The following is a 21825-nucleotide window of genomic DNA, read 5'->3' as shown; positions in this document are numbered from 1 at the left end:
CCGATCAGGCCGTCGCGGTTTCCCGGCGGCGGCGGGCCGCCAGACCGACGAGGCCGAAGCCCGCGATCAGCATCGCCCAGGTCGACGCTTCCGGCACCGCCCCGAACTGCGGGAAGGCCGCGTTCAGGATCTGCGCGCTGTTGAAGGTGTAGGTCGGCGTGGTGAGGATATCCCACGCCAGTGTCCAGCCGATGGCGTCCATCACGGCAAGGTCGGCCGCTGTCACAATACCCTGCTGGCAGATGCCGCCTGTGGGATCCATGATGCCGATCTGCGGCTCCAGAAGCTGGGTGCAGGTGACGCCATCATGGATGCGCGCGCCGTCTTTCCAGTGCGAGGTCTGGCGGCCATCCGCCCCGGTGGACATCCAGCTGCGATCGAAGATCTGGGTCTCGCCGCCGTCGATGGAGAGATACGGATCCCCGCCCCACGCCATGCTCCAGCTGCCATTCTGGTAGCGCAGCAGATCGGTGTTGGCGGCCTGCCCGTTGCCGCTCTGCGTCACGCCGGAGGCCCAGCCCAGCGCATGGCCGATTTCATGCACGGCGACGCTGATGAAATCCGACGAATAGCCGGTGAAACCGTCGTTCGTGTTGAAATCCCACGCGAACGTATTGTTGAAACGAATGGTGGAATCATTGTTGGTGGTGTTGGTGTACAGCCCCAGCGCCTTGCCCAGCGCGGTGTAGACCCGATAATTGTTCGAGGTGAGATTATCGAGATTGGCCACCACGCTGTCATCCAGATCGGACGTGGCGCTGGCGGCAAGCGCCGTCTTGTAGGCGGCCGTGGTGTAAGTCGCGCCGGAACTGGACGCCGAACCCAGCGTTGTCGCGCCAAGATCGGAGAAGCCCACCCGGATGTTCACCGTGACATCGTTGGTGAGCACCGATTCCCAATATTTCGCGGCGGCGGTGAAGCCGATCCACGCATCGGTGCCTTCTTCGACACCGCCCATGTTGGTAAGCACAATGCTGAGCGCATTGGCCGGAACAGCCGACATCGCAACCGCTGCGAAACCGGCAAGCATCATCGTCTTGCGAACACGAATCATCGTGGCAACCCCCTTCTGGTTGTGTGGTGACGAACGCATGGAAACACGCCCCTTCCCCCCATCCTGGCCGGAGCGTGGTTTCAGACAATCATGGTTAAAAGCAATTGGCAACCCCCTGATTGCAGGGCAGTTACATCAGGGTACAAATTCCGTCAGCGTGCGTTCCAGCAGGGCAAGGTCAGACGGCGACGACAGGCGGTGATCCCCGCCCTTCACCAGCGCCAGCTGCACATCGGCCGAGCGCAGCTCCACCATCAGACATTGCGAGATGTGCCATGGCACATCCGCATCCGCCGTGCCGTGGATCAGCCGCACCGGCATGTCCAGCGCGACGGGGCCATCCAGCAGGCAGGCGGTTTCGGCATCCTCGATCAGCGCCCGGCTGTAGCGATAGGGGCTGTCGGCATAGGCTGACGGACGGGTGGTGAAGCCCTGATGCGCCAGAGCCTCCACATCGTTTGCGTCCAGAGACAGGCCCCAGCGGGTGAAATCCGGCGCGGCGGCGATCCCCACCATCGCGTGGATTCGCGAAGGCTCCGCCAGCGCCAGATGCAGCATGATCCAGCCGCCCATCGACGAGCCGATAGGGATGAGCGGCCCCGGTGCCAGCGCATCCACCACCGCCTTCGCATCCGCTGCCCAGCGCCGGATGGAGCCGGCCTCGAACGCCCCTTCCGAAGCGCCGCAGCCGGAATAATCCATGAGCAGGCACTGGCGGCCGGTTGCGGCAGCCCATTGCAGCAGATGCTGCGCCTTGGTTCCCGACATGTCCGACATATAGCCGGGCAGGAACATCAGCGTGGGGCCACGGCCGGGCTGGAAGCGGGCGGCGAGGCGGATTCCATCGCCCCTGTCGATCATCTGCTCAATCATATGGTTCATGCCTGCTGCTTTAGCGTTGCGGACGGGCATCATGCCAGCGCACAAGCGGCGGCATGATTCGAGACCCTGAAGAAGCGCTGCATTCCGTTTTCGGCTTCGAAGGGTTCCGCGGCGTGCAGGGCCGGGTGATCGCCGACGTGGTGGCGGGGCGCGATATGGCGCTGGTGATGCCCACCGGCGCGGGCAAGTCGCTCTGCTACCAGATCCCCGCCATCTGCCGCGAGGGCTGCGGCATCGTCATTTCGCCGCTGATCGCGCTGATGGCGGATCAGGTGCGGGCGCTCGAGCTTGCGGGCGTGAAGGCCGCCGCGCTGAACAGCCAGTCCGGCGATGGCGCGGAAACCGCGCGCGCCTTCCGCGCAGGCGAGTTGGACCTTCTGTATGTCGCCCCGGAACGCGCTGCGATGGAGGGGTTCCGCACGCTGGTTTCGCAAGGGCCGGTCAGCCTGATTGCCATCGACGAAGCGCATTGCGTGAGCCAGTGGGGCCATGATTTTCGCCCGGATTACCGGCGGTTGAAGGCACTGTGCGATCTGCTGCCCGGCGTGCCGCGCGTGGCGCTGACCGCCACCGCAGACGCCGCAACCCGCGCCGACATCTGCGAGCAACTGGGGATTTCGCCCGAACGGTTGCTGGTGGCCGGGTTCGACCGCCCCAACATCCAGTATCGCGCCGAATCCAAGCGGCGGCCCGCCGAACAACTGGCGGCCTTTGTGAAGGCGCAGGGCGAAGTGGCGGGCATCGTTTACTGCCAGACCCGCGCCGGGGCGGAACAGGCAGCAGAGACGCTGACGGCATCGGGCATGGAAGCGCGCGTCTATCATGCCGGGCTGCCCGCCGAGGAACGCTCCGCCAGCCAGCGCTGGTTCCAGCGCGCCGAAGCGGGCGTGATGTGCGCGACCGTGGCGTTCGGCATGGGCATCGACAAGCCAGACATCCGTTTCGTGGCGCATATGGGCCTGCCGAAATCCATCGAAGCCTATTATCAGGAAACCGGCCGCGCCGGGCGCGACGGCGCGCCCGCCACCGCCATGCTGTTCTGGGGCGCGCAGGATGTGACGCTGGCGCGCCAGCGCATCAATGACGGCGAGGCGGACGAAGCCCGCAAGGCGCATGAGCTGAAGATGCTGAACAAGCTGGCCAGCTGGGCGGAAACGCTGGGCTGCCGCCGCGTGCCGCTGCTGCTGCACTTCGGAGAGGCCGACCCGAAGCCTTGCGGCAATTGCGACAACTGCCTTGAAGCGCCCGTTACGGTGGAAGTGACGGAAGCCGCGCGCAAGCTGCTCTCGGCCGTCTATCGCACCGGGCAGATGTTCGGCGTGCGGCATGTGGCGCAGGTGCTGCGCGGCGCGAAGGACGAGAAGGTCGAGCGCTTCGCGCATGACAAGCTGAGCCTGTTCGGCATCGGCGCCGATCTCGCCGAAACGCAATGGCTGAAGCTGGGGCGGATGCTGGAAGCGGGCAATGCGCTGGCGCGCGACGAGCATGGCGGCGTGCGCCTTGGCCCCGCCGCGCGCGACATATTGAAGGGCGAAGTGCCCGTCGCCGTGCGCAAGGATGATTGGGCCCCCGAACGGCGCGTTCGCGCCAAACGCACCGAACGCGCTGTCGCCGAACTGGGTGCCGCCGACGCCGGGCTGTTCGAAAAGCTGCGCGCATGGCGGCGCACCCGCGCCGAGGCCGAGGATGTGCCCGCCTTCGTGATCCTGCACGACAGCGCCCTGAAAGCCATCGCCGCGATCCGCCCCGAAACCCGCGCCGACCTCGCCGCCGTGCCCGGCATTGGAGACGCCAAACTGACCCGCTTCGGCGACGAATTGCTCGCGCTGGTGGCAGACGAGTGACGAAACCATATGCCGTTCAGGCAGTTTGCGTCAGAGTGAAGACTGAGAGGAGATTGAACATGCGGAGTCTGACCCTTGGGCTGGTGGCAATCGCCATGACCACCGCCCCAGCGCTGCCGCTGGCCGCGAAAGAGAAAAAGCAGACCGTCTGGGAATATGACGGCCACCATTATGAAAGCTACGAAGCCTGCAAGAAGGCCAAGCAGAAAAGCAAGGAACGCGCAGCCATCGTCGGCGCTGCCTCCGCCGGAACCGTGGCGGCAATCGCGGGCGGCAACCTTGGCGAGACGGCGCTGGTGGCCGGTGCAGGGGCACTGACCGGGGCAGTGATCGGGAAGAACGCGAAGAAGTGCTAGGCGGGATCGGGGGTTCAGGAACGAAAGTTTAAGGCTTTGGCCTTGGCCCCCACCCCCGGTTGTTTGCGCGCCGCGCGGGCAGGGCTTTGCCCTGCACCCAGCAGGGAAATGATTTCCCTGCACCCTCGATATTGGCGTTGCGATTCTACTTAAGCCTCGCGGGAGTGGTCCACTTTGATTGCCTGCGGCGCTACACAGCTCTCTCCCCCTGCAAGGGGGAGAGTACGAGAGGGGGTGTCATCGGTTGGCCTGATCCGCTATCCTTCCCACCTCCACACCCGTCATCCCCCCCAACCCGCTCAGGCTGAGCTTGTCGAAGCCCCCGAAGCGAAAGCGCAATGGCTGAGCCCGGGGGTCATACCGCATGGGGCTTCGACAAGCTCAGCCTGAGCGGGGGGAGAGATAGCGGGGTTCATCCAAAAGCGCCGCAGGCACTAAACCTTTAACCTCGCGCCAAGCGAATGGCCCCCACCCCAACCCCTCCCCTGCAGGGGAGGGGCTAAGTAAAAAGTCCGGGGGTGCAGGGGAATCATTCCCCTGCCGGGGGAGTTTGATGGGGCAGCGCCCCCTCAACTCCAACCTCACCGCCACACCCCAACCGTCACCGCCCGCGCTTGTCCTCCTCGAACAGCGCTGCCAGCTGGTCCACGATGGCACCGCCCAGTTGCTCGGCGTCCATGATCGTCACGGCCCGGCTGTAATAGCGGGTCACGTCGTGGCCGATGCCGATGGCGATCAGTTCCACCGGGCTTTTGCCTTCGATCCAGCCGATCACCTGCCTCAGGTGGCGTTCCAGATAATTGCCGGAGTTCACCGACAGCGTGCTGTCGTCCACCGGCGCGCCGTCTGAGATCACCATCAGGATGCGCCGGTCTTCGCGGCGGGCCATCAGCCGGTTGTGCGCCCACAGCAGCGCTTCGCCGTCGATATTTTCCTTCAGCAGCCCCTCGCGCATCATCAGCCCGAGGTTGCGGCGCGCCCGCCGCCATGGCGCGTCGGCCTGCTTGTAGATGATGTGGCGCAGGTCGTTCAGGCGGCCGGGCTTGGCGGGGCGGCCGCTGGCCAGCCATTTTTCGCGGCTCTGCCCGCCTTTCCACGCGCGGGTGGTGAAGCCCAGAATCTCCGTTTTCACCGCGCAGCGTTCCAGCGTGCGGGCGAGGATGTCGGCGGAAATGGCGGCGATGGAGATGGGGCGGCCGCGCATGGAGCCCGAGTTGTCGATCAGCAGCGTCACCACCGTGTCGCGGAAATCGGTGTCGCGCTCCACCTTGTAGCTCAGCGCATGATCGGGCTGCACCACCACCCGCGTCAGCCGCGCGGGATCGAGGATGCCTTCCTCCTGATCGAAATCCCAGCTGCGGTTTTGCTGCGCCATCAGCCGCCGTTGCAGCCGGTTGGCGAGCTTCGTCACCGCCCCTTGCAGGCTGACCAGTTGCTGGTCGAGATAGCCGCGCAGCCGGGCCAGTTCCTCGGCGTCGCACAATTCCTCGGCGGTGACGGTCTCGTCAAACTCGCTGGTCCATGCGCGATAGGTAAAATCGGGCGGCAGCTTCGAATCCGGCAGGTTCGGCCGCCATGGCATCATGCCGTCCTCGCCCTCGTCACCCGGCTCCGCGTCGGACGACATCTCGCTCTCGGATTCGGCCTCCTGCGTCTCGCCGTCGGAGTCGCCGCTTTCCTGTTCCTCGCTGCGGGCGTCGGCGGAGGGCTGGGGAGTCTGGGTTTCGGCGCTGTCGTCGCCTTCATCCTCGCCCTGGCTGTCCTGCTCCTCCTCGTCCGACTCGTCCTGCTGCTCATTGTCGTCCGGCCTGTCCGGGTCGTCGGCAAGGCCAAGGTCTGCGAGCACGCGGCGGAAGGCGTCCGCGAAGGCGGATTGATCGTCCAGATTGGCGGCGAGCTGGTCCAGATGCGCGCCTGCCTCGTCCTCCAGCCCCGCACGCACCATGGCCACAGCACTGGCGGCGGCTTCGGGCACCGGCTCCCCCGTGAGCCGTTCGCGCACGATCAGGCCCATGGCGGTGGCCAGCGGCACTTCATCGGGCGTGCGGGCGCGGTGGATCGGGTCCGTCTTCATGCGGTTGTCCAGCATGCGCCGCAGGTTCAGCGCCACGCCCGCCATGTCCCGCCCGCCCAGCGCTTCCACCCGGGCCTGTTCGGCGGCGTTCAGCATCTCCCGCGCGAGGCCGGGGCCGACATCCACCTTCGCATGCGCCTTCGCATCATGCAGCCGGGCGCGCAGGGCGAAACTGTCTGCCCAGCCGCGTGCGTCGGCCGCCTGTTCGGCCGTCAGGTTGCGCGAGGGCTGCGGCACCCGCGCCTGATCGCCATGGCAGGCGGGCTTGTCCGCCGTATAGGCCAGCTCGAACTCCGGGTGGCGGCCCAGCGCGCGCATGCCGGCGGCGAGCGCCTGACGAAAATCTTCCAGCGGATTGGGATCGATGGCCATCGCCCCCGTCTAGCCCAGCCGAAGGCCGGGTTGAACCCTGCGAAATGCGCGCCCCGGCTATTCCGAAACCGTCAGCCCCTCTGTCGGCATCTGGAACGGCTTCAGCCCGGTGGGAACGGGGCGGGCATTGGCCGTGTGCGGGAACACCTCGAAATCCGGGTTGAACAGGGTGAGGATGGAGCGCAGCTGGTTGAAGGGTTCGCGATTGCCTTCGAACTTCGCCTTGCCCTCTGCCTCCAGCTGTTCGAAGCCCTTCACCCCCATCATCACCGCATTCAGATCCGTGCGGTTCAGCGTGATCGTCAGATCGGCCTTCGGGTTGGTGAAGCCTTCGATATTGGTGAGCGTGGCGTTGGACATTTCCACCAGATATGTCTCGCCATTGTCCGGCGTGACGAGGTTGATGGACCAGCGCATGCCGTCTGCCTTGCGGCTGTCCATGCTGATGGCGAGGAAATCCAGCCACTGGCCCGTGCTCATGGCGCCGATCACGTCCGGGCTGGCGGCGTTGGCCACCGTGCCTTCGGCGATGCCGCTGCGCAGTTCGGCCGCCAGTTGCAGGTAGGAGTTGCGGAAGCTCGTGCTCTCGCTCTGGTAGCCAAGCTGTTCGAACGCATCGGCCAGCAGGTTGCGCGCGGGCTGGTTATCCGGCTGCGCAAACACGAGGCGGGAGAGGATTTCCCCCGATTCGCGGTAACGCCCGGCTGCGTTCAATTCCTTCCCTTTGGCCATGATCGGGGCCGCGCCGCCCATCATTTCCACATAGAGCGGGGCGATATCTGCCGGGGACAACGGGTTCAGGTTCGCAGGATTGCCATCCCAGAAGCCCAGATAGCGGTTGATGATGGCGCGCACATTGTTGCGCACATCGCCATGATAGCTGCGCGCCGCCCATTGCGCCTGCAGGCTTTTGGGCACTTCATACACATTCTGCACCTGATTGATCGTCACGCCCTGATTGGCGAGGTGCAGCGCCTGCGAATGCATGTTGCCGTAAAGATCGCGCTGGGCGCGCAGCACTTCCATGATCCGTTCATTGCCCCAGCGCGGCCAGCTGTGGGAGGCGAACAGCACCTGCGTATCGGGGAAGTGATGGATGGCGCTGTTGATCTCTTTCGACCAGTTCAGCGCGTTGCGCACCGGCGCGCCGCGCAGGGTGTAGATGTTGTGGATGGTGGCCGTCACATTCTCGCCCGCCCAGAACGCCTTCATATCCGGGAACCATGTGTTCATGCCGGCCGGCGCTTCGGTGTCGGGCGTGTGCTGGAACACCATCTTCACGCCATCGACGGTGATTTCCTGAAACGGCTGATCCACGGTGATGGTGGGGGCGATCAGCCCCGGCATGCCGGCAGAGACATTCTTGCCGATGGACTGGTCCACATGGCCGAACGGGCTGCGGCGCAGGATAGTGGCATATTGGATACGGCTGCGCCGTGTCATCGCGTTGCCCGCGAAGACGTTTTCCGAAACGGCCTCTTCCATGAAATTCTCGGGCGCGATGATGGGCACCTTGCCCGCGCGCACATCGGCTTCGTCCACCACGCCGCGCACGCCGCCGAAATGGTCGATATGGCTGTGCGAATAGACGACGCCCGTGACAGGGCGAGCACCCAGCGTATCGTTGATGAACTTCAGCGCCGCGCGCGCGGGTTCTTTCGTGGTGAGCGGATCGAACACGATCCAGCCCTTGTCGCCCTTGATGAAGGTAATGTTGGCCAGATCGAAACCGCGCACCTGATAGATTTTGCCCGGCAGCACTTCATACAGACCAAAGCCCATGTTCAGCACCGCCTGCCGCTGCAGCGACGGGTTGATGCTGGGGAAATCCTTGCCCTGCAGCAGCCATTGGTAGCTTTCCATGTCCCACGCGATATGGCCCGCATCCGCCATGATCTTGGTGTAGGGCGGGGCCTTCAGGAAGCCGCGCTTGGCTTCGGCGAAGTCGCGCTGATCCGCGAACGGCAGCGCGGCCTTTTCCTGTTCCCGAACGGCGATGGTGGCGGCAGAGGCGGGCTGCCCCAGCGGGTGGAAGTGCAGGCCCTTGGCGGCGTTGGGATCGAGCAGCGGGTTCGCGGCCTGCTGGGCAAACGCGGCGCTTCCCAGCAGCAGCGCGGCAATGCCGACGCCCGCCAGGCGGCGGACGCGGACTGTGATGTGACCGTTCATGGACCCTCTCCCTTGCGCGCGGCGCGCGTCTGTCGCGGGCCGGGTGGATTGCTTCGCGCGGCCAGCTACTAGGACGGCGGAACGCAGCGGATAGGCCTGTTGCGGTTGCCGCAGTGTAAACCAAAAGTTTACGCGCGGATCAGTCTTCCCATTGCCGCAGCGTTTCGTCGATCAGGCTGCTGACGGCGGCGATGGCCGATGCCTCGGGCGAATCCGGCTGAATGAGGTTCACCTCGTGCGAGAAGCCCGTCCAGCCGATATCCAGCGCAACCAGCCCGTGCGAGCGCGCCAGCCCGACGGCGATCCCGCGCGACGCGACGAGCAGCAGATCGGACTGGGCGACGGCTTCGGCAAGAAGATCGAAATCCGGGGCGACGAAGCCGCTCTCCGCCTCTGCGCCGACTTCGGACTGATACCAGCGCAGGAAGCGCTTGTAGGGCTGGAAGCCCGCGAGGCCGTAGCCTGCCAGCCGGGTGGGCGGCAACGCCGCAATCCCCGCGAGCGGATGGCCGGGGCGGGCCATCAGCACCGAATGCAGCCGCTGGATCACATGCGCGTGGAAGCCCGGCGGCAGCGACACATCCTCGAGATGGCAGAGGGCGAGATCAAGCCGGCCACGCTGAAGCCCGGCCAGCAGTTCCTCGGCGGTTCCCAGCTCCACCGACAGGCGGACGTCCGGCAGGCGGCGCTTCGCCTCCGGCACCAGAATGCGGGCGACGGATGCTGCCGGAAAAGGCCCGGCCCCGATGCGGACCTGCCCGGCAATTCGGCCCGAGCGGTTGCGGAACCCGGCCTCTGCCGCGGAGAGTTCCGTCAACGCCTTGCGGCCGGATTTCAGCAGGGCGGCGGCGGCCTCGGTTGCGGCCATGCCCCCTGCCCTACGTTCGAACACCGGCGCGTCCAGCCGTGCCTCCACCATGCGCACCGTCTTGCTGACGGCGGCGGGCGTGAGGCCCAGAAACTGCGCGGCGCGACGGACGCTGCCTTCATCGGCGACAGCCAGCAAAATGGCCATTTCGCGCGACGCGAGGGCATGGCCCGTGCCGTGGTTACGGATACTCACGCAGGCGGGTTTAGCAGAGCCGCGCGAGGGTCGCCAAGGTGGCGGTCAGGCCGGGGCGGAGGCCTTCAGCGCCAGCGCGTGCACACGTTCTTCCAGCAAATCCGCCAGCGCGCGGTTGACGGCGCGCTGGCACTGCACCCGGCTGAGGCCAACAAAGCGCACGGAGACGATTTCCACGGTGAAATGGCTTTCGCCGCGCGGGTCGTGCCCGGCGTGTCCTGCGTGTTTGGCGCTGTCGTCCGTCACCGCCAGATGGGTGGGGGTGAAATTCTCGCGCAGGCGGCGTTCGATTTCGTCTTTCACTGCGCCCATCATGGCCTCCCGCAAACTGAACCGCTTCCTATATGGAGAATTTTGGCGTTCAGGGAACCGGCATGAAGGCAAAGGGTGGCGCATTTCCGGGAAATCACGCCTGCGCGCACGAAGGCTGCGGCGAGGCGGGGGATTATCGCGCGCCGGTGCGGCGGCCGGGCAGCAGCTTCGCCGCGCCTTCGGGGCCGCCGGAATGGCAATATTTCTGCCTTGAGCATGTGCGCGCCTTCAACGCCGGGTGGAATTATTTCGACGGTATGAGCGAGGACGCCATCTGGGACGCGCAGACGCCCTATCCCAGCTGGGATCGCGAAACCCGCGCCTTCGCCCACAATGCCCGCGATGGAGACATGCGGGTGGACGATGCGCTGGGCGTGCTGCGCTGGAAAACCGCCACCGAGGTGCGCGCGACAAGCCCGCTGAGCCGCGAGGACCGGCAGGCGCTTTCGAAGCTGGGGCTGCCGGACAGCGCGACTCTGGCCGAGGTGAAGGCGACCTATCGCAAGCTGGCGCGGCGCTATCACCCGGATGCCAACAAGGGCAGCCGCGAGCATGAAGCCCGCTTCAACGCGCTGACGGAGGCTTATAACCACCTCGCCGCCAGCGCGTCCTTCGCGAAAACAGCTTCAGGGCGTTAGCGGCTCGATCCCGGCGCGCAGCACGCGAAGGGCGTTTTCCCCCATCACCGCGCGGATTTCCTCGGGCGTGAAGCCTTCGTCCATCAACGCCTGCGTGATCTGTTCCAGATGCGCGGTATCGAAGCGCACCGTGGTCGCGCCGTCATAATCGCTGCCCAGCGCAACATGCTGGATGCCGACGAGATCGCGCACATGCTTCATCGAACGGGCGGCCGCGCGCGGATCGGTGCCGCAGATCGCCCCATCCCAGTAACCGATGCCGATGATCCCGCCTGTCGCGGCGATGCCGCGAATCTCCTCATCAGACAGGTTGCGGTTGGTCTTGCAGATGGCCTGCACCCCGCCATGGCTGGAGACCAGCGGCCGGCGCGCGATGCGGATCAGTTCGGCCAGCCCCGTGTGCGAGAGATGGGCGACATCGACGATCATCCCCTTGTCTTCCATGCGGCGGACCACCTCGCGGCCCAGCGGCGTCAGCCCCGCTTTGGAGATGCCGTGCATCGAACCGGCCAGTTCATTGTCGAAGAAATGGGTGAGGCCCGCCATGCGGAACCCGGCGGCGTAAAGCGCGTCCAGATTGCCCGCTTCGCCTTGCAGATTTTGCAGCCCCTCGATGGTGAGCATCGCCCCCACCGGGCCGCCGCCGCCTGCGCCCGCCTTATCCGTGCCCGCCCCGGCGCGCGCCGCCAGCAGCGCGTCCAGAGAGGCGGCGTCCTCCACCTTCTTCAATTCCCCGCCCGAGGCATCGACAGCGCGGTCCAGCTTTTCCGCATGGAACAAGGAGCGTTGCAGCAGGGAAAACCATGTGCGCGGCGGCTGCAACTGGGCGATCACCAGCGGGGTGATATTGTCGGTATCGCCGCTGTTGCCGTCGTAATTCTGCCCGCGCGGCGATTTGGTGACGGAGGAGAACAGCTGCAGCGCGACATTGCCCTGTTGCAGCCGGGGCAGATCCTCGTGCCCGCGATTGGCGCGGTGCAGGATGTTGCGGTTCCACATCAGCGTATCGGAATGGAGATCGACGATCCGGAGGCTGCGGTGCAGCGCCTTGGCTTCCGCGGACACGGGGATCAGCGGCAGCCCATCCACCTTGTTGGTGCGGGCTTCCAGCCAGCCGGGGACAAATCCGAACGCCGCCGCCAGCAGGATCAGCAACAGGGCCGGTATCCAGATTCTCTTGCGCATCAGCTTCCCCTTTGACGAAGGGGGCAAGGGTTAGCGGGTGGATCGACGGACCGCCAGCCCCAGGGTCAGAACCCATTAAATCCGCCCTTCGGGACGGGGTTTGGAAGCCCGGTGGGAGTGAGGGAGCGCAGACCAGATAGCTGAAGCTATCTGGCAAGCGAACTGAGCGCGCCACCGGGCTTCCAAACCCCGGCTTCGCTGGCCCGGAGAGGCGAAATCAACGCCGTCGCCGTCCTCACCGGGGGTTCCACCCCGCTTTCGGCCGCCGCCAACGCCGATTTCGCCTCTCCGGGCCATCACGAAGGGCGGATTTAATGGGTTCTGACCCTAGCCTTCCCAGCCGAACACATCTTCCACGCCCGCGCCGAACAGGCGGGCGATACGGAAGGCGGTTTCAAGGCTGGGGGAATAATGCCCCTGCTCGATGGCGATGATGGTGTGGCGCGTCACCCCCACCGCTTCGCCAAGCTGCGCCTGCGTCAGGCCGCCGTGACGCTCCCGATAGTCGCGCACACGGTTGGTGATGGGGGGGCGCTTCGTCATCCTATGCCCCGCGCCGGAACAGCCAAAGCTGAAAGATGAATTCCGACATGGCCGAGACGATCAGGCTGAGGAAGATGGTGTGGAACAGCAGATCGCCGCTGCCATGTTGCAGATAGTGCAGGATAGAGGCGACGCAGCCCACCGCCAGCACCGTGCCGGACCATGAACTGGCCTTGTCAAGGATCGGTCGCTCCCGCTCGTCGGCCGGGGCGGATGCCTCTTTCGGATCACGGGCGCCGAGCACGGCCTGCACAATGATCGAGCCGATGATGATGGCGATGGTGGCAACGACGAACGGCTTCATCGGCGCATGGATGCTGTGCATCGTCCAGCGCCAGGGCTGCATTTCCACGATGTAGAAAGCGGTGACGAGCAGCCAGAGCATCAGCATGGCAAGCGCCGATTTTTCGCGGAACGAGGCTTCGCGGAGAGGCATGGGTGTGATCCTTCATGTCGAATATCTTCGACATCAGATGCACACGAAATCCGTGAATGTCAAATATTTTCGACATCGCGCGCTGTGCACAACAGCGAAGAGCCAGCAGCGCGCTCGCGCTGCTGGCTCTTGCCCCCTGGCCCCGCTTGGGGTGTGGGCCTGGAAGTCGTCAGGCCTTAGAAGCGGAAGATCACGGAGCCGCGCACGCCATGGTCCGAAGCGCCGTTGCCCGCGACGCCGCTATAGCCCACGTCGAACGAGACATTCTTGCCGATGCTGCCGCCCACACCCAGGCTCAGGGCCGCCATGTCCTTCGCCAGCGGTGCGCCCATGATGCTGAACGAGGGGCCAGCGCCCAAGTTCATGGTGACGGGCGTGTTGCGATCGCCCCCGGTCAGATGCCGCCAGCCGATCGAGCCGGTGACGCCGATGCCGGTGCCCAGCCCGAAGTTGAAGCGGGTGCCAAGCTGGGTCAGCCAGAAATTCTCGCTGCCCGAGCCATCCAGCGCCGCCGCGCCGCCGGTTTCGGAGAAGCTCCCACCGGAGACATCGACATAGGCCAGCTGGAAGAACGGCTCCAGCCCGGCCCCGCCCAGTTCCAGCTTGTAACCGGCGTCTGCGAAGGCCTGGAAGGTGTTCAGATTGTATTTTGCCTGCGCCGTGTCGCTGAAGCCGGTGAAGGCGATGTGGCGCGTGGTCTTCACGTCGCGCCACTGATAGGCCAGCCCCGCCCGGGCGTTGAAGCCCAGCGCGTTGAAGCCGACATAGCCACCCAGATAGGCGTCGGAAGTGTCAGCCTTCGAACTGCGGTCGTCCACCGTGATATCGCCCTTGCCATAGCCGGTGACGGCCCCCACGATCAGGCCGCTTTCGTTGGACATTTCGCCACCGATGAAGAAGCCGCCGATGTCGCGGTTCACATGCGCGGTATTGCTGTCTCCGCTGATGGAGGCCCAGCTGCCGTAGCCGCTGATCCACAGCCCCTTGCCGGGTTCCCGCGCGCCCACGGTGCGGTTGACCATCGCTTCGCGGACGAAGCGGCTGTCTTCCAGCGAGACACCGCGCAGGGAGGCATGGATTTCGCCCGAGATCGAGTCGAAGGCGGCCTGCGCCTCCGCGTCGGTCTGCAGATAGGCGATCGCCGTGTAGAGCGCGCCGTTTCCGGCGGCGTCCGCCCCGGTTGCCGCCGCGATCTGGTTGGGCGTAAGGCCCGCCGCCGCGAAGGCCCGGTTGCGGGCGACGTTCAGATAGACGTTGTTGGCATCATAGGAAGGCACCAGCCCGATGAAGGCCGAAACCCGCGCGGCCGCGCCGGTGACGCTGCCATAAGTGCCGGTGCGGCCGCCATCCGCCGTCAGCACCGTGTAACGGGTGCCGAGCGCGAGGCGCGGCGTGTCCAGCTTGGTGACGTTCAGCACCGTGCCCGCTTCGATGGTGGCGGTGCCACTGATGCGGATCAGGTCCGACTGGCCGAGCGAGTTCAGCTCCACATCATAGAAGGAGCCTGTGCTCTGGGTGAAATTGCCAGCCACGTTCAGCGTGCCAATGCTGCCGCCGGGGGCGATCCGGCCGCCGGACAGGATCACCGTATTGCCGACCGTTCCGGTGCCGCCCAGCACTGCGCCTGCGCCCACCGTCACGTCGGAGGCCCCAAGGCTGCCGTCCACCAGCAACAGGCCCTGATTCACCAGCGTGTCGCCGCTGAAGCTGCTGACACCCGTAAGGGTCAGCGCGCCCGCTCCCGTCTTGATGAGCGTGCCCGAACCGCTGAACGACTGGCCGAAGCTGCCGGCCACGGCCTGATCGAAGATCGCGGTGCCGTCCTCGCTGATCGCCATTCCGCCGGTGCCGAAGGTGCCTGAATTGCCGATCAGCGTGCCTTCGGAAACCGTCGTGGTGCCGGAATAGCTGTTCGCGCCCGTCAGGATCAGCGTGCCGATCCCCGTTTTCGCGAAGCCCTGCGTGCCGGTAATCACATTGCCGATGGTGGCGACGAACGGCGTGGTGCCGCCTTCGCCCACCTCTCCGCCGACGAAGACCTGCGGCGTGCCCTCGCCAGCCAGTTCGAAGCTGTCGCCAGTCAGAACATAGCCGTCGACGTTGAACTTCAGGCCCGCGAATGACAGCGCGCCGTCGACATCGTCGATCGTCACCGTGCCCGGCGCGCCGCCGAAGATCACCGTGGCGCTTTCCGGCAGGATGTTGTTGACGGCCCCATTGGCCAGCGTGAGGTTGACGCTGGCGGCGGTGAGGACGCCGGTGCCGCCATCGACATTGCCATTGTCCGCGCTGCCGGACCCGTCTCCGTCCCAATAGACGTCGATGCCGGGCGGCGGGGGCGGGGTTTCCGGATCGGGCGAAGCCCCCGGCGCGAAGGCGGCGCCACCATAGGTGAAGTAGCTGTCGTAGCTGTCCACGCCCATCAGCATCAGCTGGAACGGCGTATCGGCAGAGATGGTGAACGGCCCGGTGGTGCCGGACACATCAATGCTGCCATAGCTGTAAATACTGGAGCCCAGCGTGTTGAACAGGCTGGCATCGGCCACGACGCCATCTACCGTCAGCGTTCCAAGCGACGAGGTCTGGATCACGATCGAGACGAAGTCGGTCGGGAAATCCGCCGTGCCGGAGGGCGTGGCGAACACATAGCTTTTCAGCCACTGGTCAGCACCCGGAACGATCGCCATTGCCGGATCGGTGTTGGCATTGGCTTCGCCTTCGCCCACCAGATACTGGGCGACCAGCACCGGATTGGTGGCGACCAGTTCGACCCCGCCGGCCACCCGGCCCTCATAAAAATCTCCCGCAGCCGTCAGCGTGGCGACCAGCGTGCCGTTCATGCGGACTTCCGTGTTATCCGCCGTCGCAACCACGCGGATCACGTTGCCCAGCGTGCCGGTGCGCGGCGTCTGCGCCAACATATAGGTGGACGACAGCTGATCGACCGAAGGCATCTGCTCCATGATATGATCGCAGGCATAAACGCCCGTCGGCACGTTGGTGCACTGGTTGCCCGAGAAGACGGAGATCGGCTTGTCGGCCAGAATGCTGCTGCCGGTGAGGTTCGCGCTCGCCGTGTACATATAGGTCTGGCCCTTATCGAGCATGACCGTGAACGGATCACTGCCCTTGGGCGTGAACGTAACGGTGGTGCCATCCTGCGTGGCCTGCACCGACATCTGGTCCGGCGAGATGTTCTGATAGCCGGCGACCACATAGTTGGTACCGAGCTTCTCGCCATCGATCAGGTAGGTCATGTCGGTGGTGTAGGGTATGCGGCTGAGGTAATAGCCGCTGACTGCCGACGACGAGGTGACGACGAACCCGAGATCCTGCACCGATCCGGACGACAGTTCATCCGAAACCGACAGGTCGATGACGGCGAATCCTTCCGCCCCCAGATCAAAGGACTGGTTGAAGCCCGCCCGGCTGGTGACGGTTCCGGTTGCGTTGGCCTGGCCAAAAACGAACAACTGGCGCTGACCGCCACCACCGTAGTTCGGGTTCATCTGGAAATATAGAGTATTGGCCGACGCTGTGCCGGAAAATGCAAGCGCAGCGGCCACGGCCAGAGCGGCCGTCGTAGATTTCAGATTTCTCATGCCAACCCCCAAGCTGGACGGCAGCAGACAACAGCCCGGATTCCTCCTCCGGACTCCCTGCCGTCAATGAAATAGAACTTACGCAACTGCCCCGTGCAGAGTCCGTGACTTCATGCACGGCAACCGTTGTCTGCCCGTAACTCTTAATCCCAACCGGGGCATCAGCGATTGTATTTTTCCGACATCAATTCGCCCGCTAACCATCCCTCGGGCCGTTTACCCTGTTGCAAGGGTGAGGTGAGGTCGGGCGCATCCTGCCTGAATCGGCTCTTGCGATTCGGGCGCGGGGGCGGCAACGCTGCCCGGCATGACCAGCCTGAACCTCGCTTCCGATACTGACCGCCACGCGCCGACCCTGATGGACGAGCCTGATATCGAGGTGGACGCCCGCGAGGTGTTCGGCGTGGACATCGATATGAAGGTGCCCGCCTTCAGCAAGGCCGACGAGCGGGTGCCCGATCTGGACCCGACCTATGTGTTCGATCCCGACACCACGCTCGCGATTCTGGCGGGCTTTGCCTATAACCGGCGGGTGATGGTGCAGGGCTATCACGGCACCGGCAAATCCACCCATATCGAGCAGGTCGCGGCGCGGCTGAACTGGCCCTGCATCCGCATCAACCTGGACAGCCACATCAGCCGCATCGATCTGGTGGGGAAAGACGCCATCGTGCTGCGCGACGGCAAGCAGGTGACGGAATTCCGCGAAGGCCTGCTGCCCTGGGCGCTGCAAACCCCCACCGCGCTGGTGTTCGACGAATATGACGCGGGCCGCCCGGACGTGATGTTCGTGATCCAGCGGGTGCTGGAAGTGGAAGGCAAGCTGACCCTGCTGGACCAGAATCGGGTGATCCGCCCGAACAAATGGTTCCGCCTGTTCGCCACCGCCAACACCGTGGGCCTTGGCGACACATCGGGCCTGTATCATGGCACGCAGCAGATCAATCAGGGCCAGATGGACCGCTGGTCCATCGTAACGACGCTGAACTATCTGCCGAACGAGACGGAAACCAGCATCGTTCACGCGAAAAGCCCGCACACCGATGCGAAGGTGATCGCCAACATGGTGAAGGTTGCCGACATGACGCGGCAGGGCTTCATCGCCGGGGACATCAGCACCGTGATGAGCCCGCGCACGGTGATCACATGGGCGCAGAACGCCGACATCTTCAAGAACGTCGGCTTCGCCTTCCGCACCAGCTTCCTGAACCGCTGCGACGAATCCGAGCGCGGCATCGTGGCGGAATATTATCAGCGCGTGTTCGGCGAGGATCTGCCGGAGAGCGTGGTGAGCCGGGCGCGGAAGTAGGGGGTGTGGGGGGTGCACGTCTTCCGCCCGCCTGAAGTCTTGCTTTCCCGCACGTCACCCCGGACTTGATCCGGGGCCCAGCTTTTCTGCTGCAACGTTTGGGGGTGAAGCTGGACCCCGGATCAAGTCCGGGGTGACGGTGTGTTTGTGGGGGTGGCGGTTTTGCTCAGGGGCCTTCGACAAGCTCAGGCTGAGCGGGTTGGGAGGTTGTGGGTTTGTTGTGATGTCAGTGGATCAGGCCAACCGTTGACACCCCCTCTCCATCTCTCCCCCTCGCAGGGGGAGAGGGCTCCGTAGCGCCGCAGGCAATCAAAGCGGATCGCTCACACGGCGCTGGAGTTGGGCCGCTCCGCCAATTTTGAGGGTGCAGGGAAATCATTTCCCTGCTGGGTGCAGGGCAAAGCCCTGCCCGCCGGAGGCAAACTACGCCGCCTCCACGCCCCCCAGAGCCTTCAGCGCCTCGCCCGAGCGGCGGCGGCGTTGGGCGGCTTCCAGCATTGCGGGGCCGTTCACGCGGCGGGTGATGCTGTCGATGGCCCATGCGTCTGCCAGTTCGTTGCAGCCTTTGGCTTGCCAAAACCATGCGGCGGTCAGCACGGCGTCGGCCGGGTCTTGCAGCAGGTCCGGCTTGTCGGCGTAGGGGCGGCCGGTGGCGGCCCCGGCGTCGCGATAATTGGCGCGTCCGGTCAGTTGCTTCAGCCCGCGCCCGCGATAGCGCCAGCCATCGCCGGAGGCTTCCGGGCCGTTGCCGTTGCGGTTCGCATACACACGGTTCGCCAGCCGTCGCGGGTTGCGCACGAAGGGGGTGGCGGCGTTTTCGTCAGCGAAGCGGCTGGGCCAGATGCGGCGCAGCCGGGTAGCGGATGTATACATCAGATTTTCCTCCAGCGCGGTGAAACCGGCGGATTCGACGTGGCATTGCGCCAGAAAGGCGGCGACGCGCCGGGGGGTGGTGATGCCGAAGCGGGCCAGCGGCGCGGCCAGCACGGGCTGAAATTGCCGCGCGGCGGTGGGGCCGATCCCGGCCGCGACCAGTTGCTCGACGGTTGGTGTCATAGATGCTCCCTCGACCGGCCCCGCAGGCTTTCATGCCGAAAAGGGGATGTGTAGGACAGCCGGATGGCCGACCTGTTCGTGACCCCTGCTGACGAAACCCGCGCGCCGCTGGCGGAGCGGCTGCGCCCGCACAGCCTGACCGAGGTGGTGGGGCAGCAACATCTGCTGGGCGCGGAGGGCGCGCTGACGCGCATGGTGGCGGCCGCCAAAGAGAAGAGGGGGCGCTTACCCAATCTGATCCTGTGGGGGCCGCCGGGCACGGGGAAAACCACCATCGCCCGTCTGCTGGCGGAGGCGACGGGCTATCGCTTCGTCGGCGTGTCGGCTGTGATGACGTCCACCGCCGATCTGAAGGCCATCTTCGCTGCCGCGCGGGTGGCGGGCACGCGCACGCTGTTGTTCGTGGACGAAATCCATCGCTTCAACCGCAGCCAGCAGGACGGCTTTCTAGCGCCGATGGAGGATGGCACGATCACGCTGGTGGGGGCGACGACGGAGAACCCCAGCTTCGAACTGAACGCCGCCATCCTGTCTCGCGCGCAGGTGCTGGTGCTGGAGCGGCTGGACGAAGCCGCGCTGGAGGCGCTGCTGGCGCGGGCGGAGGCAGGCGAAGGCCGGGCGCTGCCGCTGACGCCGGACGCCCGCGCGGCGCTGCTGGCAGGCGCGGATGGCGATGGCCGCTTCCTGCTGGGGCAGGTGGAGACGCTGTTTTCGATTTCCCCGCGCGAACCGCTGGACCGCGCGGGGATGGCGGCAGCGCTGCAACGCCGTGTGCCCGTGTATGACAAGGATCGGGATGGCCATTACGACCTGATCTCCGCCCTGCACAAATCGCTGCGCGGATCAGACCCGGATGCCGCGCTCTACTGGCTGGCGCGGATGCTGGTGGCGGGGGAGCAGCCGCTGTACGTGCTGCGGCGGCTGGTGCGCTTCGCCAGCGAGGATGTGGGGCTGGCAGATTCGAACGCGCTGACGATCACGCTGGCGGCCAAAGACGCCTATGATTTCCTCGGCAGCCCGGAAGGCGAACTGGCGATCGCCCACGCCTGCCTCTATCTGGCGACCGCGCCCAAATCCAACGCGGCCTATGTGGCGCAAAAGGCCGCCTTCAAGGCCGCACGAGACAGCGGCAGCCTGCCGCCGCCGAAGAACATCGTGAACGCGCCCACAAAGCTGATGAAGGAACTGGGGCATGGTGCGGGCTATGCCTATGACCATGATACGGAACATGGTTTTTCCGGCGACAATTACTGGCCGGACAGACTGGGGAGGCAAAGCTTCTATCGCCCAACGGATCGCGGCATGGAAAAGCGGATATCGGAGCGGCTGGCGTTTTGGGAGCAGCTTCGGGCCGAGCGGCAGAGATGACCACATGGCCAGACATCGAACAGGCAGGGCTGGCGCTTAGGGGAACGGAACCGTCCACCGCCTATGGCCGCCCGGCGCTGAAGGTGAAGGGTAAGGTGATCGCCTGCACGGGCCGCGCGGACGATCATTTCGTGCTGATGCTCGATGTGGAACGGGTCGCCCTGTTGATAGAGATGGAGCCGGAGATCTTCTTCCAGACGCCGCATTATGTCGGCTGGCCTTGCGTGCTGGTGCGTTACGAAACCCTGCCGCCCGCCGATCTCGCGCCGCTGCTGGCGGAAGCCTGGGCGCGGCGTGCACCCAGGGGTTGGCGTTAACCTAAATCCCGTTGACTTCGCCCGCGCACAGGCCAGAACTGGCGGCGGGCAAATTCAAAAAGGGGCTTTATGAAGACTCGGATTCTCGGCGCCATTCTGGCGTCTGCACTGATCGCGCAACCGGCGCTGGCGCTGAAGATCGACTTGTTCGATCAGGGCGGGCTGGCGGAAGACACCGCCGCCTACAACAGCTTCCGCAAGGCGGCCGATTTCTGGGAATCGATGATCACCACGGACACCACCCTGCGCATCGACATCAAGTTTTACGGGCAGGGCGTGAACGGGCCGATCGGCGGCACCGAAAACTATTATTATGTCCCGAATGTCGGCACCGTCGTCACCGCGCTGGGGGCGGTGGGCAATTCCGCGCTGGATGCAATCGCCATCGCCAATTTGCCGGATGCCTCCAGCGGTTCCATCGGGATGTGGAAGCCGGGTTATACCAACGCCTTCTACCAGACCGGAGCAGACCCCTTTTCCAGCATCTATGACAATGACGGCAGCTGGAACAACCAGGCCTTCGGCGTGACTTGGGCGCAGGGCAAGGCGCTGGGGCTGATCCAGGTGGACAGCTACAAGGACGGGAAAATCAACTTCAACTCGGACCTGAACTTCGATTTCGACCCGACGGACGGCATTTCCAAGGGGGCCTATGATTTCACCTTCACTGCCTTCCATGAAATCGGCCACATCATGGGCTTCACCTCTGGTGTCGACTATTATGACGCTTACGCACCGAACATCTGGCGCAACTGGAATTACGACTGGATCGGCCACGGGATGGACATGTTCCGTTACTCCGCGAACGGGCTGGACTGGTCGATGGGGGGCAACCCCTTCTTCTCCATCGATGGCGGCGCAACCGCGTTCATGGATGGCTATTTCTCCACCGGCGTGAACTGGGGCGATGGCCAGCAGGCCTCGCACTGGAAGGAAGGGCTGGGCATGATGGACCCGACATCCCGGCGCGGCGAAATGGGCGTGGTGAACGCGCTGGACATGGCCGCCTTCGACGCGCTGGGCTGGAACCTGAACTTCGACGTGCTGGCGAACCCGGATTTCCGCGCCAACACGCGGCTGATGTTCGGCGTGGTGCCGGAACCCTCCAGCTGGGCGATGCTGATCGCGGGCTTCGGCTTCGTGGGGCTGATGGCGCGCCGCAGATATCGGCCCAACAATTCCGGATCATCCGCCGAACGAGAACATCAACTCTTCGGATAAAATACCATGACAACAGGAGCTTCT

The 21825-nt window shown here is 65.1% G+C and carries 17 protein-coding genes and 2 pseudogenes; 8 read left to right on the top strand and 11 right to left on the bottom strand.

Going from position 1 to position 21825, the window contains the following annotated elements:
• Nucleotides 1–4: 4 nt before the first annotated feature.
• Nucleotides 5–1054 carry an NF038122 family metalloprotease gene (locus FJQ54_RS17615; RefSeq protein WP_207790366.1) on the bottom strand — a complete coding sequence of 350 codons (1050 nt, stop codon included), beginning with the start codon at nucleotides 1052–1054 and terminating at the stop codon, nucleotides 5–7.
• Between the two features lie 135 nt (nucleotides 1055–1189).
• The gene (locus FJQ54_RS04895; protein WP_140927301.1) at nucleotides 1190–1936 is read right to left on the bottom strand and encodes an alpha/beta fold hydrolase; all 747 of its coding nucleotides are present in this window, start codon (nucleotides 1934–1936) and stop codon (nucleotides 1190–1192) included.
• Nucleotides 1937–1989: 53 nt separating this feature from the next.
• Here FJQ54_RS04895 and recQ point away from each other — a divergent pair, with 53 nt between their 5' ends.
• Together recQ and FJQ54_RS04885 are read left to right on the top strand one after the other, a co-directional pair.
• The gene (recQ, locus tag FJQ54_RS04890; protein ID WP_140927300.1) at nucleotides 1990–3780 is read left to right on the top strand and encodes a DNA helicase RecQ; all 1791 of its coding nucleotides are present in this window, start codon (nucleotides 1990–1992) and stop codon (nucleotides 3778–3780) included.
• 59 nt (nucleotides 3781–3839) lie between these two features.
• Complete coding sequence (locus FJQ54_RS04885) at nucleotides 3840–4136, top strand: hypothetical protein (RefSeq protein ID WP_140927299.1); 297 nt, start codon at nucleotides 3840–3842, stop codon at nucleotides 4134–4136.
• Nucleotides 4137–4737: 601 nt separating this feature from the next.
• Here the strand turns inward: FJQ54_RS04885 and cobT are convergent.
• The 4 genes from cobT to FJQ54_RS04865 all read right to left on the bottom strand — a co-directional run bounded on the left by cobT (nucleotide 4738) and on the right by FJQ54_RS04865 (nucleotide 10129).
• Nucleotides 4738–6582, bottom strand: a complete 1845-nt coding sequence (cobT, locus tag FJQ54_RS04880) for a cobaltochelatase subunit CobT (RefSeq protein WP_140927298.1) — start codon at nucleotides 6580–6582, stop codon at nucleotides 4738–4740.
• 57 nt (nucleotides 6583–6639) lie between these two features.
• Nucleotides 6640–8751, bottom strand: coding sequence for an alkyl/aryl-sulfatase (locus FJQ54_RS04875; protein WP_140927297.1), 2112 nt, complete (start codon nucleotides 8749–8751; stop codon nucleotides 6640–6642).
• Between the two features lie 139 nt (nucleotides 8752–8890).
• Nucleotides 8891–9814, bottom strand: a complete 924-nt coding sequence (locus FJQ54_RS04870) for a LysR family transcriptional regulator (RefSeq protein ID WP_140927296.1) — start codon at nucleotides 9812–9814, stop codon at nucleotides 8891–8893.
• Nucleotides 9815–9859: 45 nt separating this feature from the next.
• The gene (locus FJQ54_RS04865) at nucleotides 9860–10129 is read right to left on the bottom strand and encodes a BolA family protein (protein ID WP_140927295.1); all 270 of its coding nucleotides are present in this window, start codon (nucleotides 10127–10129) and stop codon (nucleotides 9860–9862) included.
• Nucleotides 10130–10188: 59 nt separating this feature from the next.
• Here FJQ54_RS04865 and FJQ54_RS04860 point away from each other — a divergent pair, with 59 nt between their 5' ends.
• Nucleotides 10189–10764: a J domain-containing protein gene (locus tag FJQ54_RS04860; protein ID WP_181159980.1), complete on the top strand. Its 576-nt coding sequence runs from the start codon at nucleotides 10189–10191 to the stop codon at nucleotides 10762–10764.
• On the opposite strand, the gene FJQ54_RS04855 is transcribed toward FJQ54_RS04860, so the two are convergent.
• From FJQ54_RS04855 to FJQ54_RS04840, 4 genes are all read right to left on the bottom strand, one after another.
• Complete coding sequence (locus FJQ54_RS04855; protein ID WP_140927293.1) at nucleotides 10753–11949, bottom strand: dipeptidase; 1197 nt, start codon at nucleotides 11947–11949, stop codon at nucleotides 10753–10755. The genes FJQ54_RS04860 and FJQ54_RS04855 overlap by 12 nt on opposite strands.
• A 327-nt stretch (nucleotides 11950–12276) precedes the next feature.
• A complete protein-coding gene (locus FJQ54_RS04850; protein WP_140927292.1) occupies nucleotides 12277–12492 on the bottom strand; it encodes a helix-turn-helix transcriptional regulator in 216 nt (71 codons plus the stop codon).
• A gap of 1 nt (nucleotide 12493) precedes the next feature.
• Nucleotides 12494–12928, bottom strand: a complete 435-nt coding sequence (locus FJQ54_RS04845) for a hypothetical protein (protein ID WP_140927291.1) — start codon at nucleotides 12926–12928, stop codon at nucleotides 12494–12496.
• Between the two features lie 176 nt (nucleotides 12929–13104).
• Complete coding sequence (locus FJQ54_RS04840) at nucleotides 13105–16530, bottom strand: autotransporter domain-containing protein (RefSeq protein ID WP_140927290.1); 3426 nt, start codon at nucleotides 16528–16530, stop codon at nucleotides 13105–13107.
• Nucleotides 16531–16837: 307 nt separating this feature from the next.
• Here FJQ54_RS04840 and cobS point away from each other — a divergent pair, with 307 nt between their 5' ends.
• On the top strand, nucleotides 16838–17839 hold the full coding sequence (gene cobS, locus FJQ54_RS04835; RefSeq protein ID WP_140927289.1) for a cobaltochelatase subunit CobS: 1002 nt from the start codon (nucleotides 16838–16840) through the stop codon (nucleotides 17837–17839).
• A 423-nt stretch (nucleotides 17840–18262) separates the two neighbouring features.
• On the opposite strand, the gene FJQ54_RS04830 is transcribed toward cobS, so the two are convergent.
• Nucleotides 18263–18895 (bottom strand): glycoside hydrolase family 19 protein, encoded by a 633-nt coding sequence (locus tag FJQ54_RS04830; protein WP_140927288.1) that lies wholly within the window; start codon nucleotides 18893–18895, stop codon nucleotides 18263–18265.
• A 63-nt stretch (nucleotides 18896–18958) separates the two neighbouring features.
• On the opposite strand from FJQ54_RS04830, the gene FJQ54_RS04825 reads away from it, so the two are divergent.
• The 4 genes and pseudogenes from FJQ54_RS04825 to FJQ54_RS18075 all read left to right on the top strand — a co-directional run.
• Nucleotides 18959–20263, top strand: a complete 1305-nt coding sequence (locus FJQ54_RS04825; protein ID WP_140927287.1) for a replication-associated recombination protein A — start codon at nucleotides 18959–18961, stop codon at nucleotides 20261–20263.
• Nucleotides 20260–20580 (top strand): MmcQ/YjbR family DNA-binding protein, encoded by a 321-nt coding sequence (locus FJQ54_RS04820; protein ID WP_140927286.1) that lies wholly within the window; start codon nucleotides 20260–20262, stop codon nucleotides 20578–20580. The genes FJQ54_RS04825 and FJQ54_RS04820 overlap by 4 nt, the downstream gene beginning before the upstream one ends.
• A gap of 69 nt (nucleotides 20581–20649) precedes the next feature.
• Nucleotides 20650–21597, top strand: a pseudogene (locus FJQ54_RS17750) (NF038122 family metalloprotease); the annotation flags it as partial.
• Nucleotides 21598–21666: 69 nt separating this feature from the next.
• Nucleotides 21667–21801, top strand: a pseudogene (locus tag FJQ54_RS18075) (PEPxxWA-CTERM sorting domain-containing protein); the annotation flags it as partial.
• Nucleotides 21802–21825 lie beyond the last annotated feature (24 nt).

This window comes from Sandaracinobacter neustonicus (assembly GCF_006385875.1).
In the GTDB taxonomy this organism is placed as follows: Bacteria; Pseudomonadota; Alphaproteobacteria; order Sphingomonadales; family Sphingomonadaceae; genus Sandaracinobacteroides; species Sandaracinobacteroides neustonicus.
The sequence above is the reverse complement of the archived record's forward strand: the minus strand, read 5'-3'. Positions and strand labels throughout refer to the sequence as shown.